Annotated in this window: 20 protein-coding genes and 1 pseudogene (1 of these 21 running past the window's edge); 7 read left to right on the plus strand and 14 right to left on the minus strand. The window is 63.8% G+C overall.

What is annotated here, in order from left to right:
- Together AC3CCE_RS08145 and AC3CCE_RS08150 are read left to right on the plus strand one after the other, a co-directional pair.
- Nucleotides 1-1,884, plus strand: the 3' portion of a protein-coding gene (locus AC3CCE_RS08145; protein WP_352623466.1) for a M23 family metallopeptidase. 87 nt of this gene lie to the left of the window's left edge; the window shows 1,884 of its 1,971 coding nt (coding positions 88-1,971); its start codon lies beyond the left edge, outside the window; the stop codon is at nt 1,882-1,884.
- A gap of 136 nt (nt 1,885-2,020) precedes the next feature.
- Nucleotides 2,021-3,125 (plus strand): annotated as a pseudogene (locus AC3CCE_RS08150) (IS5 family transposase).
- A 202-nt stretch (nt 3,126-3,327) separates the two neighbouring features.
- Here the strand turns inward: AC3CCE_RS08150 and AC3CCE_RS08155 are convergent.
- From AC3CCE_RS08155 to AC3CCE_RS08195, 9 genes are all read right to left on the minus strand, one after another.
- On the minus strand, nt 3,328-4,887 hold the full coding sequence (locus AC3CCE_RS08155; RefSeq protein WP_352511781.1) for an MFS transporter: 1,560 nt from the start codon (nt 4,885-4,887) through the stop codon (nt 3,328-3,330).
- Nucleotides 4,888-4,989: 102 nt separating this feature from the next.
- Entirely contained in the window at nt 4,990-6,507 is a 1,518-nt protein-coding gene (locus tag AC3CCE_RS08160) for a L,D-transpeptidase family protein (protein ID WP_352511782.1), read from the minus strand.
- Between the two features lie 292 nt (nt 6,508-6,799).
- Complete coding sequence (locus AC3CCE_RS08165) at nt 6,800-7,156, minus strand: MmcQ/YjbR family DNA-binding protein (RefSeq protein ID WP_023685771.1); 357 nt, start codon at nt 7,154-7,156, stop codon at nt 6,800-6,802.
- 71 nt (nt 7,157-7,227) lie between these two features.
- Nucleotides 7,228-9,834, minus strand: a complete 2,607-nt coding sequence (clpB, locus tag AC3CCE_RS08170; protein ID WP_023701437.1) for an ATP-dependent chaperone ClpB — start codon at nt 9,832-9,834, stop codon at nt 7,228-7,230.
- Nucleotides 9,835-10,042: 208 nt separating this feature from the next.
- Entirely contained in the window at nt 10,043-11,020 is a 978-nt protein-coding gene (locus tag AC3CCE_RS08175; protein ID WP_023685773.1) for a DUF4167 domain-containing protein, read from the minus strand.
- A gap of 304 nt (nt 11,021-11,324) precedes the next feature.
- Nucleotides 11,325-12,203 carry a peptide chain release factor N(5)-glutamine methyltransferase gene (prmC, locus tag AC3CCE_RS08180; protein WP_023737470.1) on the minus strand — a complete coding sequence of 293 codons (879 nt, stop codon included), beginning with the start codon at nt 12,201-12,203 and terminating at the stop codon, nt 11,325-11,327.
- Entirely contained in the window at nt 12,196-13,275 is a 1,080-nt protein-coding gene (gene prfA / locus AC3CCE_RS08185; RefSeq protein WP_352511785.1) for a peptide chain release factor 1, read from the minus strand. Before prfA ends, prmC begins: the two co-directional genes overlap by 8 nt.
- An 8-nt stretch (nt 13,276-13,283) precedes the next feature.
- Entirely contained in the window at nt 13,284-15,554 is a 2,271-nt protein-coding gene (ptsP, locus tag AC3CCE_RS08190) for a phosphoenolpyruvate--protein phosphotransferase (RefSeq protein ID WP_023693992.1), read from the minus strand.
- Nucleotides 15,555-15,637: 83 nt separating this feature from the next.
- The gene (locus tag AC3CCE_RS08195; RefSeq protein ID WP_023685777.1) at nt 15,638-16,891 is read right to left on the minus strand and encodes an aspartate kinase; all 1,254 of its coding nucleotides are present in this window, start codon (nt 16,889-16,891) and stop codon (nt 15,638-15,640) included.
- A 245-nt stretch (nt 16,892-17,136) separates the two neighbouring features.
- Here AC3CCE_RS08195 and AC3CCE_RS08200 point away from each other — a divergent pair, with 245 nt between their 5' ends.
- The 4 genes from AC3CCE_RS08200 (at nt 17,137) to AC3CCE_RS08215 (ending at nt 20,464) form a co-directional block, all read left to right on the plus strand.
- The gene (locus AC3CCE_RS08200; RefSeq protein ID WP_488377162.1) at nt 17,137-18,978 is read left to right on the plus strand and encodes a CHASE3 domain-containing protein; all 1,842 of its coding nucleotides are present in this window, start codon (nt 17,137-17,139) and stop codon (nt 18,976-18,978) included.
- Nucleotides 18,975-19,274: an antibiotic biosynthesis monooxygenase family protein gene (locus AC3CCE_RS08205; protein WP_352623474.1), complete on the plus strand. Its 300-nt coding sequence runs from the start codon at nt 18,975-18,977 to the stop codon at nt 19,272-19,274. The genes AC3CCE_RS08200 and AC3CCE_RS08205 overlap by 4 nt, the downstream gene beginning before the upstream one ends.
- 84 nt (nt 19,275-19,358) lie before the next feature.
- The gene (ubiG, locus tag AC3CCE_RS08210) at nt 19,359-20,108 is read left to right on the plus strand and encodes a bifunctional 2-polyprenyl-6-hydroxyphenol methylase/3-demethylubiquinol 3-O-methyltransferase UbiG (RefSeq protein WP_352623476.1); all 750 of its coding nucleotides are present in this window, start codon (nt 19,359-19,361) and stop codon (nt 20,106-20,108) included.
- Between the two features lie 23 nt (nt 20,109-20,131).
- The gene (locus AC3CCE_RS08215) at nt 20,132-20,464 is read left to right on the plus strand and encodes an MmcQ/YjbR family DNA-binding protein (protein ID WP_023685781.1); all 333 of its coding nucleotides are present in this window, start codon (nt 20,132-20,134) and stop codon (nt 20,462-20,464) included.
- Between the two features lie 86 nt (nt 20,465-20,550).
- Here the strand turns inward: AC3CCE_RS08215 and AC3CCE_RS08220 are convergent, their stop codons facing one another.
- Nucleotides 20,551-21,441, minus strand: a complete 891-nt coding sequence (locus AC3CCE_RS08220; RefSeq protein WP_352623478.1) for a DMT family transporter — start codon at nt 21,439-21,441, stop codon at nt 20,551-20,553.
- A gap of 101 nt (nt 21,442-21,542) precedes the next feature.
- Here AC3CCE_RS08220 and AC3CCE_RS08225 point away from each other — a divergent pair, with 101 nt between their 5' ends.
- Entirely contained in the window at nt 21,543-22,028 is a 486-nt protein-coding gene (locus AC3CCE_RS08225) for a MarR family winged helix-turn-helix transcriptional regulator (RefSeq protein WP_023672979.1), read from the plus strand.
- Between the two features lie 4 nt (nt 22,029-22,032).
- Here AC3CCE_RS08225 and AC3CCE_RS08230 read toward each other — a convergent pair whose 3' ends face one another.
- The 4 genes from AC3CCE_RS08230 to AC3CCE_RS08245 form a co-directional block, all read right to left on the minus strand.
- A complete protein-coding gene (locus AC3CCE_RS08230) occupies nt 22,033-22,458 on the minus strand; it encodes a DUF1178 family protein (RefSeq protein WP_023672980.1) in 426 nt (141 codons plus the stop codon).
- A complete protein-coding gene (locus AC3CCE_RS08235; protein WP_352623481.1) occupies nt 22,455-23,321 on the minus strand; it encodes a carbon-nitrogen hydrolase family protein in 867 nt (288 codons plus the stop codon). Before AC3CCE_RS08235 ends, AC3CCE_RS08230 begins: the two co-directional genes overlap by 4 nt.
- Before the next feature lie 86 nt (nt 23,322-23,407).
- Entirely contained in the window at nt 23,408-23,689 is a 282-nt protein-coding gene (gene grxC / locus AC3CCE_RS08240; protein ID WP_023672982.1) for a glutaredoxin 3, read from the minus strand.
- A gap of 22 nt (nt 23,690-23,711) precedes the next feature.
- The gene (locus tag AC3CCE_RS08245; protein ID WP_196814971.1) at nt 23,712-24,497 is read right to left on the minus strand and encodes a ComF family protein; all 786 of its coding nucleotides are present in this window, start codon (nt 24,495-24,497) and stop codon (nt 23,712-23,714) included.
- Nucleotides 24,498-24,507 lie beyond the last annotated feature (10 nt).

Consider the following 24,507-nt stretch of genomic DNA (forward strand, 5'->3'; position numbering starts at 1 on the left):
GAGGTTTCGGCGCGCTGGCTGTCGGGCACCTTTCTTACCGGCGTGACCTCGAGTGTGCTGATGGGCGTGGCGTTGTTTGCCGCCCTTGACGGCCGCCAGCAGCTGGCAACCCCGCCCGAAATCGCCGAACTGGCCCAGCTCGAAAGCGGCGGCGATTCCGGCGAGGTCGCCAAGACCACCAGGCTGGTGGCGCCGCGCCAGATCGCCAAGGCCAAGGACCGCCGGCGCATGGAAGTGTCGATGGTGACCAAGGTCGGCGACCGCGACGTTATCCACACCATGCCGTTCGTGCAGATCAAGATGGCGCTGGCAGCCGGCCACACCACCAACCGCGCCTATCCGCCTTTCGACCCGATGCAGGTGTTCGGCGACGATGGCGACTCGACGCCGGCGCAGCCGGCGACGGCCTCCGCAGTTGGCGGCCAGATCTACGGCGCCAAGGTCGAAAGCGAGATGAGCCTCAAGACGGTCGATTTCCCGGTTGAGACGGCCTCCTTCGACGAAAAAAGCGACCTGTCCGCCGACGAGGTTGAAAAAGTGGTGCGCGAAGCCGGCACCGACCTCAGCGACGGCGCCGTGCAGGTCGCCTCCCTGCATTATGTCGACCCGCAGCGATTCGGCGATGCCTTCGCCGAATCGATGGCCGGCTCCTACGACGTCAAGATCGTGCCGGAAAACGTCTCGGTGGCGCCGCGCGTCGCGCTCGACGACCAGACCCCGGCTTTCGCCGAGGAAATCATTCCCTTCACCAGGGACCGCGACATTGCCGAGGCTTTCGCTGATTCGGGCTATACGGGCGATGACGCCACCGGCATGGCGGAGGTGATCGGCAAGCTGCTCAACGCACCGGCGCTGAAGACCGGAACCGTGCTGCGCGTCGGGCTCGAGGTACATGGCGACGCCGCCAAGGTCGTTCGCACCAGCGTCTATGACAAGACAACGCACATCGTCACCATCGCGCTCGACGACCGCGGCCAGTATGTGCCGGCGCAGGAACCGGAGCCGAACCCCGAATTGCTGACCGCGTTCGATGATTCGTCGGCGCCGGTGGTGGTGCGCGGCAATCTGCCGAACGTCTATGACGGCATCTACCGCGCCGCCTATTCCTACGGCATGTCGAAGAAGCTGACCCAGCAACTGGTCAAGCTCCTGGCCTCCGGCGTCGACTTCCAGTCCAGGCTCAATCCATCGGACCGCATCGACGTGCTGTTCTCGCAGCCGGACGGCGACGACCAGGCCTCCGACGAATCGGAACTGCTCTATGTCTCGTCGACCTTCGGCGGCCAGACGCGCAATTTCTACCGATTCCAGATGCAGGACGGCTCGACCGACTATTTCGACGAGGACGGATCTAGCGCCGAGCAGTTCCTGTTGCGCAACCCCCTGCCCGCCGGGAAATTCCGCTCCGGCTTCGGCGCCCGCCGACATCCGATCCTCGGTTATGTCCGCATGCATACCGGCGTCGACTGGGCGGCACCGATCGGAACGCCGATCATCGCCGCCGGCAACGGCACCATCGAAAAGGCCGGCTGGGCCGGCGGCTACGGCAAACAGATCATCATCCGCCATGCCAATGGCTACGAGACCTCCTACAATCACCAGAGCGCCTTTGCCAAAGGCATCGAACCGGGCGTTCATGTCCGCCAGGGCCAGACCATCGGCTTCCTCGGTCAGACCGGCCTCTCCACCGGTCCGCATCTTCACTACGAGCTGATCGTCAACGGCACCAAGGTCGACCCGATGCGCGTGCGCCTGCCGGTCGGCAAGGTGCTGAAGGGCGACGACCTGGTCGCTTTCAAGCGCGAGCGCGAGCGCATCGATGAACTGCTCAAGCAGGAAGACAGCAATCCGCTGAAGGTCGCGAGCGCCAAGATCGAAGGCTAATGCATGTCGCCCAGAAGTGTGCCGCGGCTCTGGGACAAGGACATGCGTCAAAACAAAGACTTAACAGGCTGCTGCAAAAATCGCATTTGGCTTTGTTTTATGATTCACTTTCGTCTGACAACGGGAGTGATTTGCGATGCGGGGTCGTAGTGAAGGACCGGGAAGCCTTTTCAGCTATGTTCCGTTAGAGAAGTGCATTCCGTTGGATCATCCTCTGCGGGCGATCCGGCAGTTGTGCGATGAAGTGCTTGGTCGTCTGGATGGTCGCTTCGAGGCGCTCTATTCGGGCATGGGCCGGCCGTCGATCCCACCGGAGATGTTGCTGCGGGCGACACTGCTGCAAGCGTTCTTCTCGGTTCGTTCGGAACGGCAACTGATGGAGCAGATTGATTACAATCTGCTGTTCCGCTGGTTCGTTGGCCTGCCGCTTGACGCGCCGGCGTGGCATGCGACGGTTTTCACCCACAATCGCGACCGGCTGCTTGAAGCCGATGTGGCGCGAGAGTTTTTGGGTGAACTGATGGGCCTCAAGCGGGTGAGCAAGCTTCTGTCGAGCGAGCATTTTTCGGTGGACGGCACGCTGATCGATGCCTGGGCTTCGATGAAGAGCTTCCGCCCGAAGGATGGTTCGGGCGATCCGCCAGGGCCAGGGCGCAATGGCAAGCGCAACTTCCGCAAGGAGAAGCGCTCGAATCAGACACATGCCTCCACGACCGATCCCGACGCCCGGCTCTACCGCAAGGCGGACGGCCATCCGAGCCGCCTGTGCTTCATGGGCCATGTGCTGATGGGAGAACCGCAACGGGCTGGCGGTCGATGCAACGTTGACGCACGCCACCGGCAAGGCCGAGCGGGAAGCCACGCTTGTCATGCTCGACCGGCGGCAAGGCAAACATCGCATCACGCTGGGCGCCGACAAGGCCTATGACGTCATGGATTTCGTTGGCGACCTGCGCCAGCGCCAAGTCACTCCGCACATCGCCATACAAGGCACGGTCTCAAGCGCGGGCACGGTGCGCAAGACCGCTATCGACGGGCGCACCACGCGCCATGCCGGCTATGTGATCAGCCAGCGCATCCGCAAACGCATCGAGGAGATATTCGGCTGGGTGAAGAAGCCGGGCGGATTGGCCAAAACCAAATTGCGAGGGCAGCCAAGAGTGGAGGCCGTCTTCACCTTTGCGGTCATCGCCTACAATCTGGTTCGCATCCCAAAGCTCCTGAAAGGGCAGATCGCATAACCGTCAGCAGAAAGGACCGCAACTCGCGCAGCAAGCTCAGCTGCAACCCGCCGCGAAAATCGCGCAGACAACAGAAACTTCCGTCAAAAATATCGAGATCAGCAACGATCAGACTTTTGCAGCAGCCTGTTAAGCCGTCACACTCGACGCCGGCGAATCATAATCGCCCCATCAGAGCATTCCGAATCGGGTCGGCTCCGAATCAGGTCGACTGCTCCTCTTCGGCTCGTGACCAAGGCAGCTTTTGCCCCGAAACGGTGGCCCAGGCGATAACAGCGGCAAGCAGGCAAAGCACGGCCGTCACCGTCGACACGGCCGCGAACGCCGCATCGCTGGCGGCGAGCCGTGTTGCATCAAGGTCTGGCGCCAGGCCGGCCAATGCCGGTTCTCCGAACCCCGGAATGCCCGGCCTGACGCTGGTATCAAGCATCGTCGAATAGACCCAGGCCGCGAGCGAGCCCATCGCCGCCACAGCAATCAGCCCGCCAATGCGCGAAACCGCATTGTTGATGCCGGAAGCGGCGCCGGTATCCTTGTCCTCGACCGCGGTCATGACCGCCGTCGACAGCGGCGACACCACCAGCGCCATGCCGAGCCCCATCACCGCCATCAGCGGAAAGATACCGGTCCAGAAATTGTGCATGCCGGCATGAGTGAGCAAAGCCAGCCCGGCAAAGGCGATGGCGACCACCAGGCAGCCGCTGGCGATCGGAAAACGCGGACCGATGCGATCCGACCACTGGCCGACGAGACCCGACAGCAGCGCGATCGACGCCGACAGCGGCAGGAAGATGAAACCGACCTCTTTGGTGCTCAGCCCCCATCCGGCGATCAACAGCATCGGCAGGTAGAACAGATTGGCCGACAGCGCGAAATACAGGAAGAAGGTGGCGAGGTTGGCGCCGGCGAAGGCGCCGATCCGAAACAGCTTGAGATCGATCATCGGCTCGCGCTGCCGAAGCTCGAAGACGATGAAGATGATAAGCAGCACGGCGCCTGCGGCGATACTCGGCCCCGACATCAGCTCGCTGCCTTCGGCGCTCATCGAGGTCAGTCCGTAGGCAAGCGCCCCGAAGGCAAGCGTGGCGAGAGCGGCGCCGCCGAGATCGAGGCTTCGCTTCTCCGTCGGCGCGTCGGCGGGAATCTTGGCCAGCAGGAGATAGATCGAGATCAGCCCGAGCGGCAGGTTGACGGCGAAGATCGCCCGCCAGATACCGCCGCCAAAGGCCGACAGGACGAAGCCGCCGAGCACCGGACCGAGCGCCGTCGTCAGCGCCGAGGCGGCGGCCCAGATGCCGATCGCCCGGCCGCGCTCCTTCTTCGGATAGGCCTTGGCGATGATGGCGAGGCTGCCCGGCACCATGATCGCCGCACCAATGCCCTGAATGGCGCGAAAGGCGATGAGCACCAGCGCATTCGGCGCCACCGCGCAGGCCAGCGAAGCGATGATGAACAGCGCAATGCCGGCAACGAAGGCGCGCCTGAGGCCAAACCGGTCGCCGGCGGCGCCGCCGGCCAGAATCAGCGCCGACAGCGTCAGCGCATAGGCGTTGGAAATCCACTGGACCTCGGCCAGGCTGGCGCCGAGGTCGACGCGCATTGCCGGCATGGCAATGGCCAGGATCGACCCGTCGATGAAGCCGAGCGCTGACGCCAGGATCGCCGCTACCAGCACGAACTTGCGCTGCGACTGCGGGCAAAATGTACCGTTGGAAAGCGACCTGGTCAGGGGAACGGCTGCGGCTTCGCTCGGAGACTTCATGAGCGTCTGCTTAGACTTGTTGCGGGCCGGCAACAACCAGCCAGCGCCCTGTGCTCATGAATCCAGCTTTGGATATCGGTCTGCCTTATGGGCAGGCCGACATCACTGCGCTGGAGCGCTCACTTGCTCCGCAACATCATCGGCCGAGGGACCGCCGACGAACTCGACGGTGACGCCCGGCGACACCAGCTTGGCCAGTTCACGCGCATCCCAGTTGGTCAGGCGCACGCAGCCATGGCTTTCGGTCTTGCCGATCTTGGAGGGATCGGGCGTGCCGTGAATGCCATAGGTCGGCTTGTCCAGCGCGATCCACACCGAGCCGACCGGGCCGTTCGGACCCGGAGGGATGGTCAGGATCTTGTCGTTCTGGCCCTGCTTGAAATTGATGCTGGGGTTGTAGGTGTAGTTCGGATCGAGCGCGACGCGCGACACCGTATGGGTGCCGGTCGGCGAGGGCGTGTCGGCTGAACCGATGGTGGCCGGATAGGCCGCGACCAGCTTGCCACCGGCGTCATAGGCGAACACCTGCTTCTTGTCCTTGTCGGCGACGATGCGGGCAACCGGCGTCGCCACCAGCCTGCCGAAATTGGCGACCTTGATGATAGTACCGGGACGGCTGAAGTCGGCCTCGGGATTGAGCCCCTTCAGATAGTTCTCGTCCATGTGGAACCGTTCGGCCAAGGCTTCGGTGACGGAGGTGTAAGCCATGCGGTCGAGCTGCGCCTTCTGGCTGTAATCTTCCGGTATCGAGGCGACATAAGGCCCGGCCGCGTCCTCGGGCGTGATCGTATAATTGGCGAAAGCATCGCCACCGGTTTGCGCCAGCGCAGCCTGGATGCCGACGGCGTCGGTCGAGCGGAGATTGCTGCCGGTGATCTGGTTGTAGGCGGCAAGCGCTTTGTCGACATTGGAGCCGAAGCGCCCGTCGACGACGCCGGGTGAAGCGCCGGCGCGGTCGAGCAGCACCTGCAAGGCGGCTACATCCTGACGTGCGCCGAGTGAAAGCGAGGGATCGACCACGGTCTTGCCACCGGCTTTCGGCGGCAGCGCGGCCTGGTCGGCGGGCACCGCCGGTTCGGCGGGATCGATCGAAGCCTCGTTCAGCGGCTGGCGCTTGACGGGCCGCGGTTCAGCGGACTTCGGCGCTTCCGGATAGGTGTCGCTGTCATTGGCATCATCCTGCGGAGCGGCCCCGAGGAATCTGTCGCTTTCAGGATCGTATTCATCAACCGGCGGGCCGGGGATTCGTCCCTGATCGTCCAGTTGCCTGCGGCGGAAACGCGCCATGTCTTCGGGATCGTCGAGATAGTAGCGGTCGTCGTCTTCGACCGGTGCGCGTCCAAGCTCACGTGCCCGCATTTCCCGGCGCAGCGCGCGGCGGTCGAGCCTGGTCTGCGGCGGCTGGATGGCGATGACCTTGCCGGTCTCGGCATCGACGATGACGCGGTTGCCCCTGGCGTCGTAATAGATGTCGAGATTGCCGTCCTGGGCAAGCACAATGCCGCCGCTATCGGCGGCGCGGACGGCCGGCAGTGCGTTGTCCAAAGTCGGCGATGCCATGGCGCTGGACGTGAGCGGCCCGGCGGCGAGCACCGAAAAGGCAAGGATCGTGCGGAACATGGTGGTCAAACTCTCCGGTACTTACAGCGCCGCGCGTCCGTTTGGACGCGCAAAGGACGCTGTAACACTTCATGTCTGCGCATGATCCTTTCCGAAAATCGAATTTCGATTTTCGGGGTCATGCGTAATTGCCGCCGCCCGGCAGTGTTCCCACCAGAACGTTCTCGCCACCGTTTGGATGCGCAAGGAACGCCCTGATCGTCAAAAGCCTGCAGGCAAACCCCTTCGCCAGCAAACCACAACATAAGCTTTCCAACATGAACCGGGCATGAAGATGGCGGATTACTGGTTGCTACAGGCCCAATTCCTTGCGCGTCTGCTTCGTCAGCTTGAGGACGACGAGGCGGTGGCTTTCGCCGAGATAGTCCTTCAGCGCATCATCATCCATGCTCTGGCTTGTCTGACGCTGGATCCATTTCATGCCGCGCGAGGCGAGATAGGGCGCAGGCCGGCAGCCGGGCTGATCCTTCAGCACGTCATAAGCCATTTCAGAGCATTTGAAGGTGACGAAGACGCCACCCTCCCGGTCATGGCCGGCGATGGTGAAGACCTTGCCACCGACTTTCCAGACATCGGCACCGCCCCACTGCACGACGTGCGTCGTCTGCGGCAGCGAGGCGCAGAAGCTGTTGTAGTCGTCCAGCGTCATCTGCACCCCCGTCAAAGGATTGTTGTTTCACAAGAAAATGCCGCGCGTCCGGTCGGACGCGCGGCGTTGGATCAGGCTGCCGCGTCGGTCGGCACCACAGTGGGCCTGGACCGGAAATTCAACCGGTCGGAGCCGGCGGTGACCTTGACGGTCGAGCCGTCGAGGATCTCGCCAAGCAGGATTTTTTCCGCCAGCGGATCTTGCAGGTCCTTCTGCATCACCCGCTTCAGCGGCCGAGCGCCATAGGCCGGGTCGTAGCCCTTCGCCGCCAGCCAGTCGATCGATTCCTGGTCGAGCGACAGTGTGATCTTGCGGTCGACGAGCAGATTTTCCAGCCGCTTGAGCTGGATCTCGACGATGCGACCCATATCCTGCCGGCGCAGCCGGTGGAACAGGATCACCTCGTCGACACGGTTGAGGAACTCCGGCCTGAACGAGGCTCTCACCACGCTCATAACCTCGTCGCGCACGGCATCGACGTCCTGCTCTTCGCCGAGATTGACCAGATATTCGGCGCCGAGGTTCGACGTCATGACGATCAGCGTGTTGCGGAAGTCGACCGTGCGGCCCTGCCCGTCGGTCAGCCGCCCGTCGTCGAGCACCTGCAACAGCACGTTGAAGACATCCGGATGCGCCTTCTCGATCTCGTCGAACAGCACGACCTGATAGGGCCGGCGCCGCACCGCTTCGGTCAGCGCGCCGCCTTCCTCATAGCCGACATAGCCGGGAGGCGCGCCAATCAGCCGGGCGACCGAGTGCTTCTCCATGTATTCCGACATGTCGATTCGCACCATGGCGCTCTCGTCGTCGAACAGGAAATTGGCCAGCGCCTTGGTCAGTTCGGTCTTGCCGACGCCGGTCGGTCCGAGGAACATGAACGAGCCGATCGGCCGGTTCGGATCCTGCAGCCCGGCCCGGGCACGACGCACGGCCTTGGACACCGCCTGTACCGCTTCGCCCTGGCCGACAACTCGCTTGCCGATCTCGTCTTCCATGCGCAGCAGCTTGTCGCGCTCGCCCTGCAGCATCTTGTCGACCGGAATGCCGGTCCAGCGCGACACGATATGGGCGACGTGGTCGGGCGTGACCACCTCTTCGACCATGCCGGCCTTGCCGTCCTGGGCTTCGGCTTCCTTCAGCTTCTTTTCCAGTTCCGGGATCTTGCCATAGGCAAGCTCGCCGGCGCGCTGGAATTCACCCTTGCGCTGGGCAATGGCGAGGTCGTTGCGGGCCGCGTCGAGCTGCTTCTTGAGGTCAGCGGCGAGGCCAAGCTTCTGCTTCTCCGACTGCCATTTGGCGGTGATCTCGGTCGATTCCTCCTCGAGGCCGACGAGTTCCTTTTCGAGACGCGCGAGCCGGTCCTTTGACGCCTCGTCCTTCTCGACCTTCAGTGCCTCGCGCTCGATCTTGAGCTGCATGATGCGGCGATCGATTTCGTCCAGCGCCTCGGGCTTGGAATCGACCTGCATCCTCAGCCGCGACGCGGCTTCGTCGACAAGGTCGATCGCCTTGTCCGGCAGGAAACGGTCGGCGATGTAGCGGTTGGACAAGGTCGCCGCCGCGACCAGCGCCGAATCCGAGATGCGCACCTTGTGGTGCTGCTCGTACTTCTCCTTCAGGCCACGCAGGATCGACACGGTATCTTCCACCGACGGCTCGTTGACGAAGACCGGCTGGAACCGGCGGGCAAGGGCCGCGTCCTTCTCGACATGCTTCCTGTATTCATCGAGCGTGGTCGCGCCGACGCAGTGCAGTTCGCCGCGCGCCAGCGCCGGCTTCAACAGGTTCGAAGCGTCCATGGCGCCATCGGCCTTGCCGGCGCCGACCAGCGTGTGCATCTCGTCGATGAACAGGATGATGCCGCCGGCCGCCGAGGTGACTTCGTTGAGCACGGCCTTCAGCCGCTCCTCGAACTCGCCGCGATATTTGGCGCCGGCAATCAGCGCGCCCATGTCGAGCGCCATCAACTGCTTGTCCTTCAGCGATTCCGGCACGTCGCCATTGACGATGCGCAGCGCCAGACCTTCGGCGATCGCCGTTTTGCCGACGCCCGGCTCGCCGATCAGCACCGGGTTGTTCTTGGTACGCCGCGACAGCACCTGGATGGTGCGGCGGATCTCGTCGTCACGGCCAATCACAGGGTCGAGCTTGCCGGCGCGGGCATCGGCGGTGAGGTCGCGCGCGTATTTCTTCAGCGCGTCATAGCCCTGCTCGGCGCTCGCCGAATCGGCGGTACGGCCCTTGCGGACGTCGTTGATCACCTGGTTCAGCGCCTGCGCTGTGACGCCGGCCTTGGACAGGATATCGGCCGTCTTGGCCGACTTCTCCATCGCCAGCGCCTGCAGCAGCCGCTCGACCGTGACAAAACTGTCGCCGGCTTTCTTGGCCAATTCCTCGGCGGTCGAAAACACCTTGGCCAGCGGCTGCGCCAGATAAAGCTGGCCGTTGCCGCCTTCCACCTTGGGCATGGCCTCAAGGGCGGTCTCGACGCCAAGCTTGACGTCGCGCACGTTGCCGCCGGCGCGCTCGATCAGCGAGGCGGCCAGCCCCTCGTCGTCATCGACGAGGACCTTCAGCATATGTTCGGGAGTGAATTGCTGGTGATTGCGCGAGAGCGCCATGGTCTGGGCGGACTGAATGAATCCGCGGACGCGCTCGGAGTATTTCTCGAGGTTCATATCTGTCTCCTTCCATCACCGGCCCGCTTTGCGGCACCGGATCAGATTGCGGTGACGGACCCGCTCATCCGAGCCGGGTCCAGTTCACGCCAGATATGGGGCGCAAGCCATTGCCGCTCAAGACGTCCGGCTGATGATATTGCATGGCCGAGCAAACGAAAACGGCGGAGATTTCTCTCCGCCGTTTCATCGACTTATGTCTTGTGGGTCAGTTGTTGGCGTCGACGGCGAACGGGTCGCCGGCAGGGCTTTCGGCCGGCGCCGCATCCACCACGTCAATAGCGGCAGCGGTCTCGCCGGCGCCATCCACCACCTGGCCACCACCAGACTGTTCGTCACCGACCTGATCGGCATTGTTGCGCGGGCGGCGCGGACGCCGCGGGCGACGGGCAGCGCCGCTCTCGGCGGCTGCCTCATTGAGTTCGGCCCGGGCGGCAAGAGCCGCCGGCGACAGGTTTTCGTACAGCGGCGCCCGCTCGGAGAAACCGCTCTCGGCTTCGGGCTCAACCGCGGAAACGGTTTCCGCCTGTGCCGGGGTTTCGGTGAAGCGCTGCTGGTCGCCGCGCTGGCCGTTCTGCTCGCCACGCTGGTCGTTCTGGCCATAGCCGCCATTGGGGCGGCGGTCACGGTTGCGGCCATTGTTGTCGCGGCCGTTGTTGTTGCGGCCATTATTGTCACGGCCATTATTGTCACGGCCACTGTTGTTCTCGCGGCCGTTTTCCTGGCCGTATGCGAGTTCGGCCGGCGTGCCCTCAATCGTCGGCTGCGGACCGTTGCCGTGGTTCGCCATCGGCGCTTGAGTCTCGCCGCCATTGCCGCTGCCGGCATTGTCAAAATCGTCGCGATCTTCATCGTCGTCGAATTCGTCGCGGTTCTGCGGGGCATTCTGGATCGGCATCTGCGCCTGTGCGGCGGCAATGATGCGGTTGTAGTGCTCGGCGTGCTGGAGGTAATTTTCCGCCATAACCCGGTCGCCGGAGCTTTGCGCATCACGGGCCAGAGTGGCGTATTTTTCGGCGATCTGCTGAGCCGATCCACGGATTTTCACGTCCGGGCCGTTGCTCTCGTAGTTGCGCGTCAGGGGATTTGGGCCCTTGCGGTTGTTGTTGTTGTTATTGTTGTTGCCACCGCCGCCGCCATTGTTGTTGCGACCGCGCATGCGCCTGTTCTGCTGTTGTGGCCTCATAAGACTCTCTTCATTTTGAAATTTTCGAAAAACGTTTCACGAACGGAGGCGCTCATGCAGCCAGCCGTTTCGTTTCTTCACCGGCGTTCGCCCGCATCAATTGCGTTGGCGCCACGTGTCATCCTGTTCCGGTTACATCACTTGCCGGACGATTCCCGCACGAAGCTTGGGCGTCGTTTGCGCAAGAAGGCAGCTATTTCCAAGGAAAACCGAATCGCTAAGAGCACTGCCTGCTTCGTCTCATCCGGTTAGGGCGGACCCTAGCCGCATTCCCCGGCATTGCCAAGCGCTTTTTTGCACTGCGTCAAGGCTTTCCCTGTTCAAACATAAGAACCCTGTCGTTTCCGCCAAGATCGACAAATGCCCCGGCCAGCCTGTAGCCGGCTGCCGCGAATATGTCTTTGACCTCATTGCGCTGCGTGTGGCCGATCTCGACCGCTATCTTGCCTTCTGCTTCCAGAAACTTTGCCGCCTCGGCGGCGATGATCCTGTAAGGGCCAAGACCGTCCACACCGCCATCAAGGGCTCTGTGTGGATCGAAATCGCGGACCTCGTCCTGCAGATTTCCAATGTCTCCAGACGGTATATAGGGAGGGTTTGCGGCAATTACATGGTATCGGCCCGAAACTTTTTCGAACCAGTCGGACTGCAGCCCCACGAACCGGCCGGCGAGTCCGAGTTGCTCGGCATTGCGTATCGCGGTTGCCAGCGCGTCTTGTGAAACATCGACCCCGGTGGCGGTCGCGGCCGGAACCGCGCTGAGCAGCGCCAGCGCAATCGCGCCGGTACCGGTGCCGAGATCGAGGATACGGCATAGCCCTAGCCTTTCGGCCGTCGCGCCGGCAAAAGGGAGGATCGCCTCGACCAGCGTTTCGGTGTCCGGCCGCGGCTCCAGCGTTTCCGGCGACAGCGACAGCCGCAGGCCGTAAAACTCGCGAAACCCGAGGATGCGGTGCACCGGTTCGCCGGCCATGCGGCGCTGCAGAGCAGCGCCGATTGCGGCAACCGCACCCGCATCGACCGTCCGTTGCGGGTCGGCGATCGCCTGCGTACGGTCCGTGCCGGAAAAATGTTCGACGATCAGCCTGGCATCCAGCGCCGAGTCGGAAAGGCCGGCCGCGGCAAGCCGCTCCCGCGCCACCCGCAACAACGGCCCGAGCGCGCCGGGCAACATGTCAGCCATCGAGGCCGATATCGGCGAGCAGCTTCGATTGATGGTCGGCGATCAGCGCATTGATGACCTCGTCGAGCTCGCCCATCATCACCCGGTCGAGCTTGTAGAGCGTCAGGTTGATACGATGGTCGGTAAGGCGGCCCTGCGGGAAATTGTAGGTGCGGATGCGCTCCGAACGGTCGCCCGAACCAACCTGCGATTTGCGTGACTCCGAGCGCTCCTCGTCTGCCTTGCTGCGCTCGAGGTCGTAAAGCCGCGCACGCAGGATCTGCATGGCTTTCGCCCGGTTCTGATGCTGCGACTTCTCCGCCTGCACCACCATGATGCCGGTCGGCAAATGGGTGATGCGCACCGCAGAATCGGTGGTATTGACGTGCTGGCCGCCCGAACCCGAGGCGCGCATCGTGTCGATGCGGATGTCTTCGGCGCGGATGTCGATGTCGACCTCTTCGGCTTCCGGCAGTACGGCCACCGTCGCCGCCGAAGTGTGGATGCGCCCGCTGGCCTCGGTCGCCGGCACGCGCTGCACGCGGTGCACGCCGGATTCGAATTTCAGATGGGCAAAGACGCCCCTACCGGAAATGGTGGCGATGATTTCCTTGAAGCCGCCGGCATCGCCGTCGCTGGCCGACACCGTCTCGAAGCGCCAGCCGCGTTCGGCGGCATAGCGCTCATACATGCGAAAAAGGTCGCCGGCGAACAATGCCGCCTCGTCGCCGCCGGTGCCGGCGCGGATTTCAAGGATGGCGTTCTTGTCGTCGGCCGCATCCTTGGGCAACAGCAGGATCTGGATGTCCTTTTGCAGCTCTTCGATACGCTCTTCGACGCCGGGCAGATCTGCCTCCGCCAGGGCCCGCATCTCTGCGTCGGTGCCCTTGTCGGCAAGCATCGCCTCGAGGTCGGCTTGCTCGCGCTCGACTGAGCGCAGTTCCCTGACCTTGGCCACCATGTCCTGCAGCTCGGCATATTCCGAGGCCATCTTCACATAGGCATCGGCCGCCGGGCCGGCCGACATCTGCGCTTCGAGCATCTCGAAACGCTTGACGACCTGATCCATACGCTCGCGGGGAAGATTGACCATGGCTAATGCTATAGCGGGATGGAGCGGTCGTCGGCGAAGGCCTGCAGCAGCGCCCGCATCGGCAGCCCTTGAGCCGGCGCCATCAGATTGTCGGCAAAGAAAGCCTCCAATTCCTCCAGTGGCAGTTCGGTCAACATCGCCTTGACCGGGCCGATCGAGGCTGGAGACATCGAGATCGAGCGGTAGCCGAGGCCGATCAGCGCCATGGCGGAAATGGGTTTTCCGGCAAGCTCGCCGCACAGCGTCACCGGCGTGTGGTTGCGAACCCCGGCGTCGGCGATCTGCTTCAGAACCCGCAGGAACGGCGTCGACAGCGTGTCGAAGCGGTCGGAGAGCTGCGTGTTCCCCCGATCGACCGCCATGACGAACTGGAACAGGTCGTTGGAGCCGACCGAGACGAAATCGACCGCCTTCATCAACTCGTCGAGCTGGAACAGCAGCGACGGCACTTCCAGCATGGCGCCCACCTTGAGGCTGGTCGGCAGATGGTGGGCAAAGCGGGAGAGATGCCGCACTTCGCGGTCGATGATCTCGCGCGCCTGGGCGATTTCGCCGAGCTCGGTCACCATCGGCAGCATCAGCTTCAGTTCGCGCCCGCCGCAGGCCTTCAGCAGAGCGCGGATCTGGGTCCTGAGCAGACCCGGCCGGTCGAGCGTCAGCCGGATCGCGCGCCAGCCGAGCGCAGGGTTTTCTTCCTGGATGGCGCCCTTGAAGTAGGGCAGCACCTTGTCGCCGCCGATGTCGATGGTGCGGAAGGTGACCGGCTTGCCGCGCGCCGCGTCCAGCACGTCGCGGTAGAGCCGCTCCTGCGCCTCGGCGCGCGGGAAGGTCGAGGCAACCATGAACTGCAATTCGGTACGGAACAGGCCGATGCCGGCGGCACCCGCCTCGGCCAGCTGCGGCAGGTCGACCGCCAGGCCCGCATTCATCAGCAGGTCGACCTGGACGCCGTCCTTGGTCACCGACGGCTTCTTGCGCAGTTCCCGGTAGACTTCCTGCCGGCGCGCCCGGAAGCGCACTTTTTCGGCATAGGCGGCTTCGAGGTCCGGCTGCGGCCGCAGATGAATGGTGCCTTCCTCGCCGTCGACGATGATGGCATCGCCGTTTTCCGCCATCGAAACGGCGCCCTTCATCTGGCCGGCGACCGGAATGCCCATGGCGCGCGCGACGATGACGACATGGCTGGTGGCAGCGCCGTCTTCCAGCACCACGCCGCGCAGCTTGTCCCTGGGATAATCAAGCAGTTCGGCCGCGCCCATCGAGCGCGCGACCAGGATGGCATCCTTCGGCAGTGACGCCGCGACGTCGTCAGGCCCGCGCCCCATCAGCTGACGCAGCAGCCGGTTGGCGAGATCGTCGAAGTCGCTCATCCTCTCGCGCAAATAAGGATCCGTCATGTGCAGCATGCGGGCGCGCATGTCGCTTTGGACCTTTTCCACCGCCGCTTCCGCCGTCAGGCCGTTGCGGATCGCCTCTTCCAGCCGGCGCACCCAGCCGCGGTCGTTGGCAAACATGCGATACGCTTCGAGCACCTCGCGATGTTCTCCCTCGAAGGCGACATCGCGCCGCTCCAGCATGTCGTCGATGGAAAGCCTGAGCGAACCGAGCGACGTCTCCAGCCGGCGCACCTCTTCCTCACTGTCCTCGTTGAACAGATTGGTGACGACGATGCGTGGCTCATGCAGCACGACATGGCCGAGGCCGACACCCTCGTTGAAGGACAGGCCGGTAAAGCTGACGGGACGGCGCAGGTCGAGTTCGAGGCCGGGCCGGGTCAGGCGCGCGAGATCGCCGGTGGCGATCATCTCGGCGATCACCATGGCGGTCGTTTCCAGCGCCTCGACCTCGTCGTCGCGGTAGTGGCGCATGGTCTTGTTCTGCACCACCAGCACGCCGAGCGTGCGCCCTGCCCTTAGTACCGGCACGCCGAGGAAGGAATTGTAGATCTCTTCGCCGGTCTCCGGCAGGTAGGCGAAGGCCGGATGTTCCTGCGCATTGGAGAGGTTGAGCGGCCGCGCGCTGGCGGCAATGGTGCCGACGAGGCCCTGCCCCAGCCGCAGCTGCGCCAAATGGACGGCGTTCGGGTTCAGACCTTCGGTGGCATAGAGTTCGAGCACCGAATCGGCGCGCAGCACATAGAGCGAGCAGACCTCGGCGACCATGTTGGAGGCGATGTCGCGCACGATCCGGTCGAGCCGCTCCTGCGGCTCCAGCGGCTCCTGCATGAGCTCGCGGAGCCGTTTCAGCAGAACGCGCGGGCCACTGGCCGTATCACGCATCGCGGCTTCTTCTCCAATGGGCATTTTGCCCGCCGCAGTTTCCACTGCCACAGGCGCACACGCAACAACTCAAATCGCTCTCGCTACTGCTTATCCAGACCGTACACGGAATGCAAAGTGCGAACCGCGAGTTCCGTGTAGGGACCGTCGATCAGTATCGAAATCTTGATCTCGGAGGTGGTGATGGCGCGGATGTTGATCGCCTTGTCGGCCAGCGCCTTGAAAGCGGTGGCGGCCACACCGGCATGGCTGCGCATGCCGATGCCGATGACCGAAACCTTCGACATGCCGGCTTCCGACTGCACCACGTCATAGCCGATCGAAGCCTTCAGACGCTCCAGCACGGCCAGCGCCTTGTCCACGTCGCCGGACGGCACGGTGAAGGTCATGTCGGTGAACTTGCCGTCCTCTGAGATGTTCTGGACGATCATGTCGACATTGATGTTGGCCTCGGCCAGCGGGCCGAAAATGCCGGCGGCAACGCCCGGGCGGTCGCCGACGCGGCGCAGAGAAATCTGCGCTTCGTCCTTGGCGTAGGCAATTCCGGTGACGACCTGCTGTTCCACGATCTCTTCCTCGTCGCAAATAAGCGTTCCCGGAGGATTGAGCAAATCCCCCATTCCGGGCGCATCGGGATCGTCGAAGGACGACCGCACGAACGTACGCACCCTGTGCACCATGGCAAGCTCGACCGAGCGCACCTGCAAGACCTTGGCGCCGAGCGAGGCCATTTCGAGCATTTCCTCGAACGAAATCTTGTTGAGCCGCCGCGCCTTCGGCTCGATGCGCGGATCGGTGGTGTAGACGCCGTCGACATCGGTGTAGATGTCGCAGCGGTCGGCCTTGACCGCCGCGGCAATGGCGACCGCGCTTGTGTCGGAGCCGCCGCGGCCGAGCGTGGCGATGCGGTTGTCCGGGCCGATGCCCTGGAAGCCGGCGACGACAGCCACCTGGCCCTCGCCGAAGCGCTTGATCAGGAACGCGCCGTCAATGTCGAGGATGCGCGCCGCGCCATGCGCGTTGTCGGTCTTGATCGGGATCTGCCAGCCCTGCCATGAGCGGGCGTGCACGCCCATATTCTGCAGTGTGATCGCCAGCAGGCCGGCAGTCACCTGCTCGCCCGAGGCGACCACGGCGTCATACTCGCGCGCGTCGTGCATGGGCGAGGCTTCGCGCGTCCAGCCAACCAGTTCATTGGTCTTGCCCGCCATCGCCGAAACCACGACAGCGACCTCATGGCCGGCATCGACCTCGCGTTTGACGTGACGCGCCACATTGCGGATGCGGGCGATGTCGGCGACGGAGGTTCCGCCGAATTTCATCACGATGCGCGCCATGGAAGCGAAATGCCTTTGACTGAAGCCGGCCCAGGACCGAAAGGGGAAGAAAGCGCTCGACAGAAGCCGGCCGCTGAATGCGCGCCTCCTTAGCCAAATGATCACGGTTTCGCAAGGCTGGCGGCGGATGCCGGCTTCAGGAGCGCGGCATATTGCGTTCGGCCCCGCCGCCGCTTACCAAATGCTGCCCGCGGGAAACTCCTTTTGGTCCGGCATATCGAATGATTGTTCGCCTTCGACGCGCCATGCGGTGGCAATCGCTGCCGCTGTTCATCGGCTTCGCCGTGCTGGCGTTGATCGTCGGCACACGCGCCGTGCTGGTCGAGACCCAGAGAGCCAATCGTGAGGCCGCGCGCGAGGCGGTCGAGTATCAGGAATTGCTTTCCGGTTTGCTTGCGATGGCTCAGGAGGCCGAGACCAGCCAGCGCGGCTATCTCCTGACCGGCGAGAAATCCTACCTCCAGCCTTATCGGCAGGCGGTCGACGCCATTCCGGGCCAGCTTGCCCGCATCGACGGCATGACCGCGCCGGACGACGAACTCGTGCAGCAGATCAACCACGTCAAGGACGCGCTTTCACAAAACCAGGCCGAATTGGCTGAGACGATTGCACTCTACGATCGCGGCGATGCGGCAAAAGCTCTGGAACTGGTCCGCAGCGGCCAGGGCAGGGCCGCCATGGACCAGATCCGGGCCAGCATGGACACGATCCGGCGCATCGGCGGCGCAGCCATCGCCGCGCGCGACGCTCATACCGACCGGGTCGAAAACTGGCTGCGAATCGGCTCGATAGCGGCGCTGCTGGCGATCTTCCTGCTTGGCGCCTACACGGTTCGCCTTTCGCGCCGGCGCTTCCGCGCAGTGGCCATCGCCCAGGAAGAGCTGATGCGCAAGAACATCGAGCTCGGCAACGAAATCCAGACGCGTGAAAAGGCCGAATCGCAGATCCGCCAGATGCAGAAAATGGAAGCGGTGGGCCAGCTGACCGGCGGTATCGCCCACGATTTCAACAACATGCTGGCGGTGATCATCAGCGCCATTAACCTCGCCCAGCGCAAGCTGGCGCGGGGCGAGCACGACATCATGAAATTCATCGAAGCGGCGACCGATGCGGCGACCCGGGCCGCAAACTTGACGTCACGGCTGCTTGCCTTCTCGCGCCAGCAGCCGCTCGCGCCTCAGGTTGTAGACGCCAATCGTCTGGTCACCGGCATGTCGGACCTGCTTCGGCGGGCGCTCGGCGAAACCATCCGCATAGAAACCGTGCTGGCTGGCGGCCTGTGGAAGACCCATGCCGATCCGAGTCAGCTCGAAAATGCCATTCTCAACCTGGCGGTCAATGCGCGCGACGCCATGGGCGAGGACGGCAAGATGACCATCGAGACCGCCAACAGCCACCTCGACGAGGGCTACGCCGCCACCCATGCCGAGGTCAAAGCCGGCCAGTATGTGATGATCGCGGTCAGCGACACCGGCGCCGGCATGCCGGCGGACGTCATGGAGCGGGCTTTCGAGCCATTTTTCACCACCAAGCCGGTCGACAAGGGCACCGGCCTCGGGCTGAGCCAAGTGTTCGGCTTCGTCAAACAGTCCGGCGGACACGTCAAGATCTACTCGGAACCCGGCCAAGGCACCACGATCAGGATCTACCTGCCGCGCTTCTTCGGCCCGGAAGAGGCCGCCATATCTTCGGAACGAGCCGGAAATCCTGCCGTGCCGGTCACCGAAACCATCCTTGTCGTGGAGGACGATCCACGCGTGCGGGCTTCCACCACGGATGCCATGCGCGAACTCGGCTACACCGTCATTCATGCCGCAAGCGGCCAGGAAGCGCTGGAAAAGCTGAGCGACAACCCTGGTGTGGCGCTCATGTTCACCGATATCGTCATGCCGGTGATGAATGGCCGCAAGCTCGCCGAGGAGGCGCTGGCGCGCATGCCGAAGCTGAAGGTGATCTTCACCACCGGCTTCACCAGGAACGCCGTCGTCCACAATGGCGTGCTCGACCATGACGTGCATTTCCTGGCCAAGCCCTTTACCATCGAGCAGCTGGCGGCGAAATTGCGCGACGTGCTGGACGCAAGATGACCGAGGCCCTGGAAATCGTCACCTTTCGCCTCAAACCTGGAGCGGAAGGGGGCTTTGCCGCCGCCAACAACCTGGTCGCCGACTGGCTGGCGCGGCAACCTGGTTTCGTAAACCGCTGCCTGGCGCGGCGGGACGATGGCGGATGGGTCGATGTGGTGCGCTGGCGAAGTCGCGAGCAGGCTCTCGCCGCCGCAGGCCGGATCATGGCCGAGATCGGCGATTGCGAAGCGATGCGGGCCATCGATCCCGCAAGTGTTGCGATGGAACATGCCGCGATTGTGATCTCGAGGCCATAGGTCGACTAGCCAGCAGTCGCAAAAACCGGCCTTGACTTTCTTGCCCCGGCACCCGACTTCCTAGCGTCCGAGGAGACCCGCCCCATGCCAGAGGCCCGACGATCGACAATCGATGCCGGAGAAGTGGAACGCTTTTCCGCGCTTGCCGCGGAATGGTGGAACCCGAACGGCAAATTCCGTCCGCTGCACAAATTCAACCCGGTCCGGCTTGCCTATATCCGGGACCAGGTGGCGGCGCGCTTCGGCCGCGATCCGCGGGCGGCGCGGCCGTTCGAAGGCCTGCGTTTCCTCGATATCGGCTGCGGCGGTGGGTTATTGTGCGAGCCGATGGCAAGGCTTGGCGCCCAAGTGGTCGGCGCCGACGCCTCGGCAACCAACATCGAGGTGGCGAAGCTGCACGCGGCCGAAGGCGGCGTGACGGTGGATTATCGCGCTACGACCGCTGAGGATTTGGCCGATTCCGGCGAGAAATTCGACGTCGTCCTCAACATGGAAGTCGTCGAGCATGTTGCCGATGTCGACCTGTTCATCGGCAAGTGCGGCGAGATGGTCAAGCCCGGCGGCATCATGTTCGTGGCCACCATCAACCGCACGCTGAAGGCACTGGGCCTGGCCATCATCGGCGCCGAATATGTGCTGCGCTGGCTGCCGCGCGGCACCCACCAGTTCGGCAAGCTGGTGCGGCCCGAAGAGCTTGAAAAGGCGCTCGGCTGCGCCGCCATGACCATCATCGACCGCACCGGCGTGACCTACAATCCTCTCGCCGACCGCTGGGCACGCTCCAAGGACATGGACGTCAACTATATGGTGCTGGCGGAAAAACGATCGGTCTGAACGAAGGGGCGGCCGTGGACACTATGAGGGCCCGAGAGCTGGCGCTCGATCTTCCCGAAACGGTCGAGCAATCGCATTTCGGCAAGGCTGACTTCCGCGTCCGCAACCGTATCTTCGTCTCGCTGCCCGAAGCCGACCGTGCTGTCGTCAAGCTCGACCGGGACCAGCAAGAGATGATGGCCGCGGCTGAGCCATCGGTTTTCAGGCCCGTGACAGGCGGCTGGGGCCAAAAGGGATGGACGTCGATCATGCTCGAAGCCTGCGACGAACAGACATTCCGCAGCGCCGTTCGGACGGCCTGGCGAAACGTCGCCCCGCCGGCGCTACGGAAGCGCCTCGACGCGAGCCAAATTTAAGCTTGAGCAGTTCGAGCAAAGTGTGAAGCGGTTTTCCCGGGAAAAGCGCATAGCGCTTTGCCTAGGGAATTGCGTAAACAAAGAACCTATGCCTTCTGGCTCTGCGCCTTGGTGGTGATGATCACGCCGATGGTGATGATCACCGCGCCGGCCCAGGTTAGCAACTGGTAGTGCTCGCCGAGGAAGATGGTTCCGGCAAACAGGCCGACGGCCGCCGCCACATAGCCGATCTGGCTGAGATAGACCGGACCGCCCACGGCCTGCAGCCGGAAGAAGAAGGCAAACATCGCCGAGGCCGAGGCGACCTGCGCCACGACGACCAGCGGCACGGCGCCAAGCGGGGCGAAGGCGCCGACCCCGAACAGCGTGAGAATGCCGATCAGCAGCAGCGTCGCCGAGGCCAGGTGGCTGCCGACGGCCAGTTCGATCGGACCGGTGCCTTCGGGCCAGTCGACGGTGCGATAGATATTGCCGGCGGCAAGGCTGACCGGGATCAAAAGTCCGGCCAGCACCCAGTAGACATCGGCCGGCTGGCCGGCCTCGCCGCGCGTCACCGCCACCATGACGGCGCCGATGAAGCCGACGGCGATACCGATACTGCCGAGCGTATCTGGCCGTCGAACGCCGAGCAGGATCGAAAACACCAGTGTGATGACCGGCGACAGCGTGAACATGATGCCGGTATAGCCGGCGCCGAGATGCGGGATAGCCGAAAACATCAGCAGATTGGGCACGGCGTAGGACACGGCGGCGGTGATGAAGAAATAGCGCAGTCTGTGCGACGTGAGCCGCATGCGCTCGCCGTTCGCGAGCAACGCGCACAGCAGCACGCCCCCGGCGCCGAACGAGATGACGAAGGCCCAGACCATGGCCGGAACGCCGGCAGCCGTCGCCAGCTTGCCGAACGGCAGGGTCAGGCCGAGCAGGCCGCCGGTGACGACCAGCAGGCCAAGCGCCGATTCCCAGAGAAATTTCATCGGATGGTCCCGTCACTCACTTGCGGCACTGGGTCGAAACTGTATCTTGAGGTAGCATACCACAAAGATTCTTAACGTCAAGATACTTAGCGGTGAGACAGATGGATCGCGCGGCAAAGGCGGTGGAGCAATGGAAGCGGGAACGGCCGGACCTGGAGGTGTCGCCGATGCTGGTGCTTGGGCGGCTGAACGAAGCCTCTTCGCTAATCGCCCGCGAGCGCCTCGCCCCGCTGTTTGCCCGTTTCGGACTGCAGGCCGGCGAATTCGATGTGCTGGCGACGCTGCGCCGCTCCGGCCAGCCTTACGCGCTGACACCGACCGCTCTCTACGAGGCGACGATGGTGACCTCCGGCGCCATGACCAACCGGCTCGACCGGCTTGAGAAGGCCGGACTGATCCTGCGCGGCCCGCACCCCAACGACCGGCGTGGCATTGTCGTGCAACTGACCGAAAAAGGTCTGGCCTTGATCGACGAAGCCCTGACCGCCCACGTCGCCAACGAGCATGAAATCCTCGCCGGGCTCACCGGCACGGAGCGGGGGGCACTGGCTCAGTTGCTTGGCAAATTGATCGATAGCGCCAGCTGATCGCTCAATTGCGCTCCTCGGGAAAACTCGGGATCGGCATGAAATCGATGCCATCCTCGGCCAAGCTCTTGGCTTCGTCCAACGTCGCCTCGCCATAGATGCCGCGCGCATCGCTCTCGCCGAAATGGATCTTGCGCGCTTCTTCGGCAAACTTGTCGCCGACATAGTCGGCATTCTCGCGCACCTTCTCGGCCATCGCCTTCAGTTGCGCCAAAGCCTGCTTCTGGGTTTCGCCCATGGCCAGCGCAATTGTTTCCTGCTTCCGCGCGGTGGAGACGGCTGGCGCCATCAGCGCCTTTTGCACCTTGTGCGAGCCGCAGCTCGGGCAATCGACGAAGCCGCGCTTCTTCTGCGTGTCGAAATCGTCATTGCTGCGAAACCAGCCCTCGAATTCGTGCTCGTGCTCGCAGATCAGGGCAAAGCGGATCACGAAGCCGCGCCCCTGAGCCGCGGCGCTTCCACTGCGCCGGCATTGACGGCAAACTCACGCGCGTTCTTGAGATTGGGGATTTTCTTACGCGCGGCCGACGACTGCGCCGTGTCGATCTCGGCGATGATCACCTCCGGATCGTCATGGTCGGCCTCGGCGAGAATTCGACCCCATGGGTCGACGATCAGCGAATGGCCATAGGTTTCGCGGCCATCCTCATGCAGGCCACCTTGTGCTGCAGCAACCACATAGGCGCCGTTCTCGATGGCACGGGCTCGCAGCAGCACATGCCAGTGCGCCTCGCCGGTCTGGCGGGTGAAGGCGGCAGGCACCGACAAGAGGTCGGCGCCGGCCATCGCCTCGGCGCGGAACAGCTGTGGAAAGCGTAGATCGTAGCAGACGGCAAAGCCGAGCCTAGCGCCGTCGATCTCGGTGACGACGGCCTCGGTGCCCGGCTCATAGGCGGCGGATTCGCGCCAGCTCTCGCCATTGTCGAGGTCGACATCGAACATGTGGATCTTGTCGTAGGTGGCAAGGGTGGCGCCGTCCGGCCCAAACAGCAGCGCCCGGTTGGCGAGCTTGCCGTCGGTGCGCAGGATGGCGGTCGAGCCGATGTGCAGGAAGACGCCGAGTTCGCTGGCGAGCTTGCGCGCGGCCGCCACGACGATGTCCTTGTCTTCCAAGGTGAAGGAAGCAGCCCTGGCTTCCTTGTCGCGGATCAGCGCACCGGTCATTTCCGGGGTCTGGATGTAGGTTGCACCGAGGCCTGCCGCTTCGCGCACCAGCCGTTCGAGATCGACCGCGTTGCGCTCGGGGCTCTCGCCCGAACGCATCTGGATCGCCGCCGCCTTGAAAATACCCATCGTCACGTCCTCTTTGAGCAATTCCAGGAAAAGTGTGTAACGGTTTTCCGTCCGGAATTGCGTAAAAACAAAGACATAGAGCGGCGCTACGAACCGCTCTTTGTCGTCGAGCCGTTGGCAAGCAGCCTATCCAGCTGCCCCCGTGCCTCCAACTCGTGGAGGTCGTCGGAGCCGCCGACATGCGTGTCGCCGATGAAAATCTGCGGAAAGGTCGAGCGGCCATGCGCCCGCGAAATCATTTCCTGGCGCAATTCCGGCGAAAACGAAGCGTCATGCTCGGTGTAAGCGACGCCCTTGCGGTCGAGCAGCCGCTTGGCCGCCGCGCAATAGCCGCACATCATACGGGTGTAAATCGTCACATCGAGCATCGGTCCGTGCCTTTCCTCGACCTTATATAGTCGCGGACTCGTCGGCCCGAAAGTCCCCCGGCAGGACACGCGCGAAGGTCAGCACATCGACCGCTCCGGCGCCGCCCTTCTTCAGCGCCCTGGCGACCGAGCGCACGGTGGCGCCGGTGGTGTAGACATCGTCGACCAGAAGCACGCGGCGCCCAGTGATCTCGATTTCGGCTTCCGCAGGCACACGGAAGGCGGCGCGGACATTGGCCTCGCGCTCCTGCCGCTCCAGCCCGACCTGCTGGCGCGTGAGCTTGACGCGCCGGACCGCCGAGGGCGAGAAAGGCAGCCCGCTAAGCTGCGCAACCGCCCTTGCCAACTCCGCCGACTGGTTGAACTGCCGGCGAAAGAAGCGCCGCCAGTGCAGCGGCACCGGTACGACGACATCGGCGTCTGCAATTAGCTCAGCGCCGGCGCGCAGCATCCAGCGCGCCATCCACGGCGCCAGATCGGTGCGATCCTGGTATTTCAGACCTTGCACCATCTGGCGGGCGACACCTGAATAGGCCACGGCCGCCCGCGCCCGCTCGAACGGCGGCGGATCGGCGATCGCCTCGGCCGACAGGAATCCCTCGCCCATATCGTGCGTGAATGGCGTGCCCATCACCGCGCACCATGGCCGCTCCAGCAGCCTGAGTTTCGGCCAGCAGGCACCGCACAAAACGCCGGGTTGCGAGACGTGCCTGCGACAGCCGGCACAGACCGGCGGGAACAGCATCCGCGCCGGCCAGTCCAACATGGCCAGTTTCAACATGGTTTGAGCGAGGCTCTTGATCTCCATCACCGGATCG

It is taken from the genome of Mesorhizobium sp. P160187 (genome assembly GCF_057766425.1).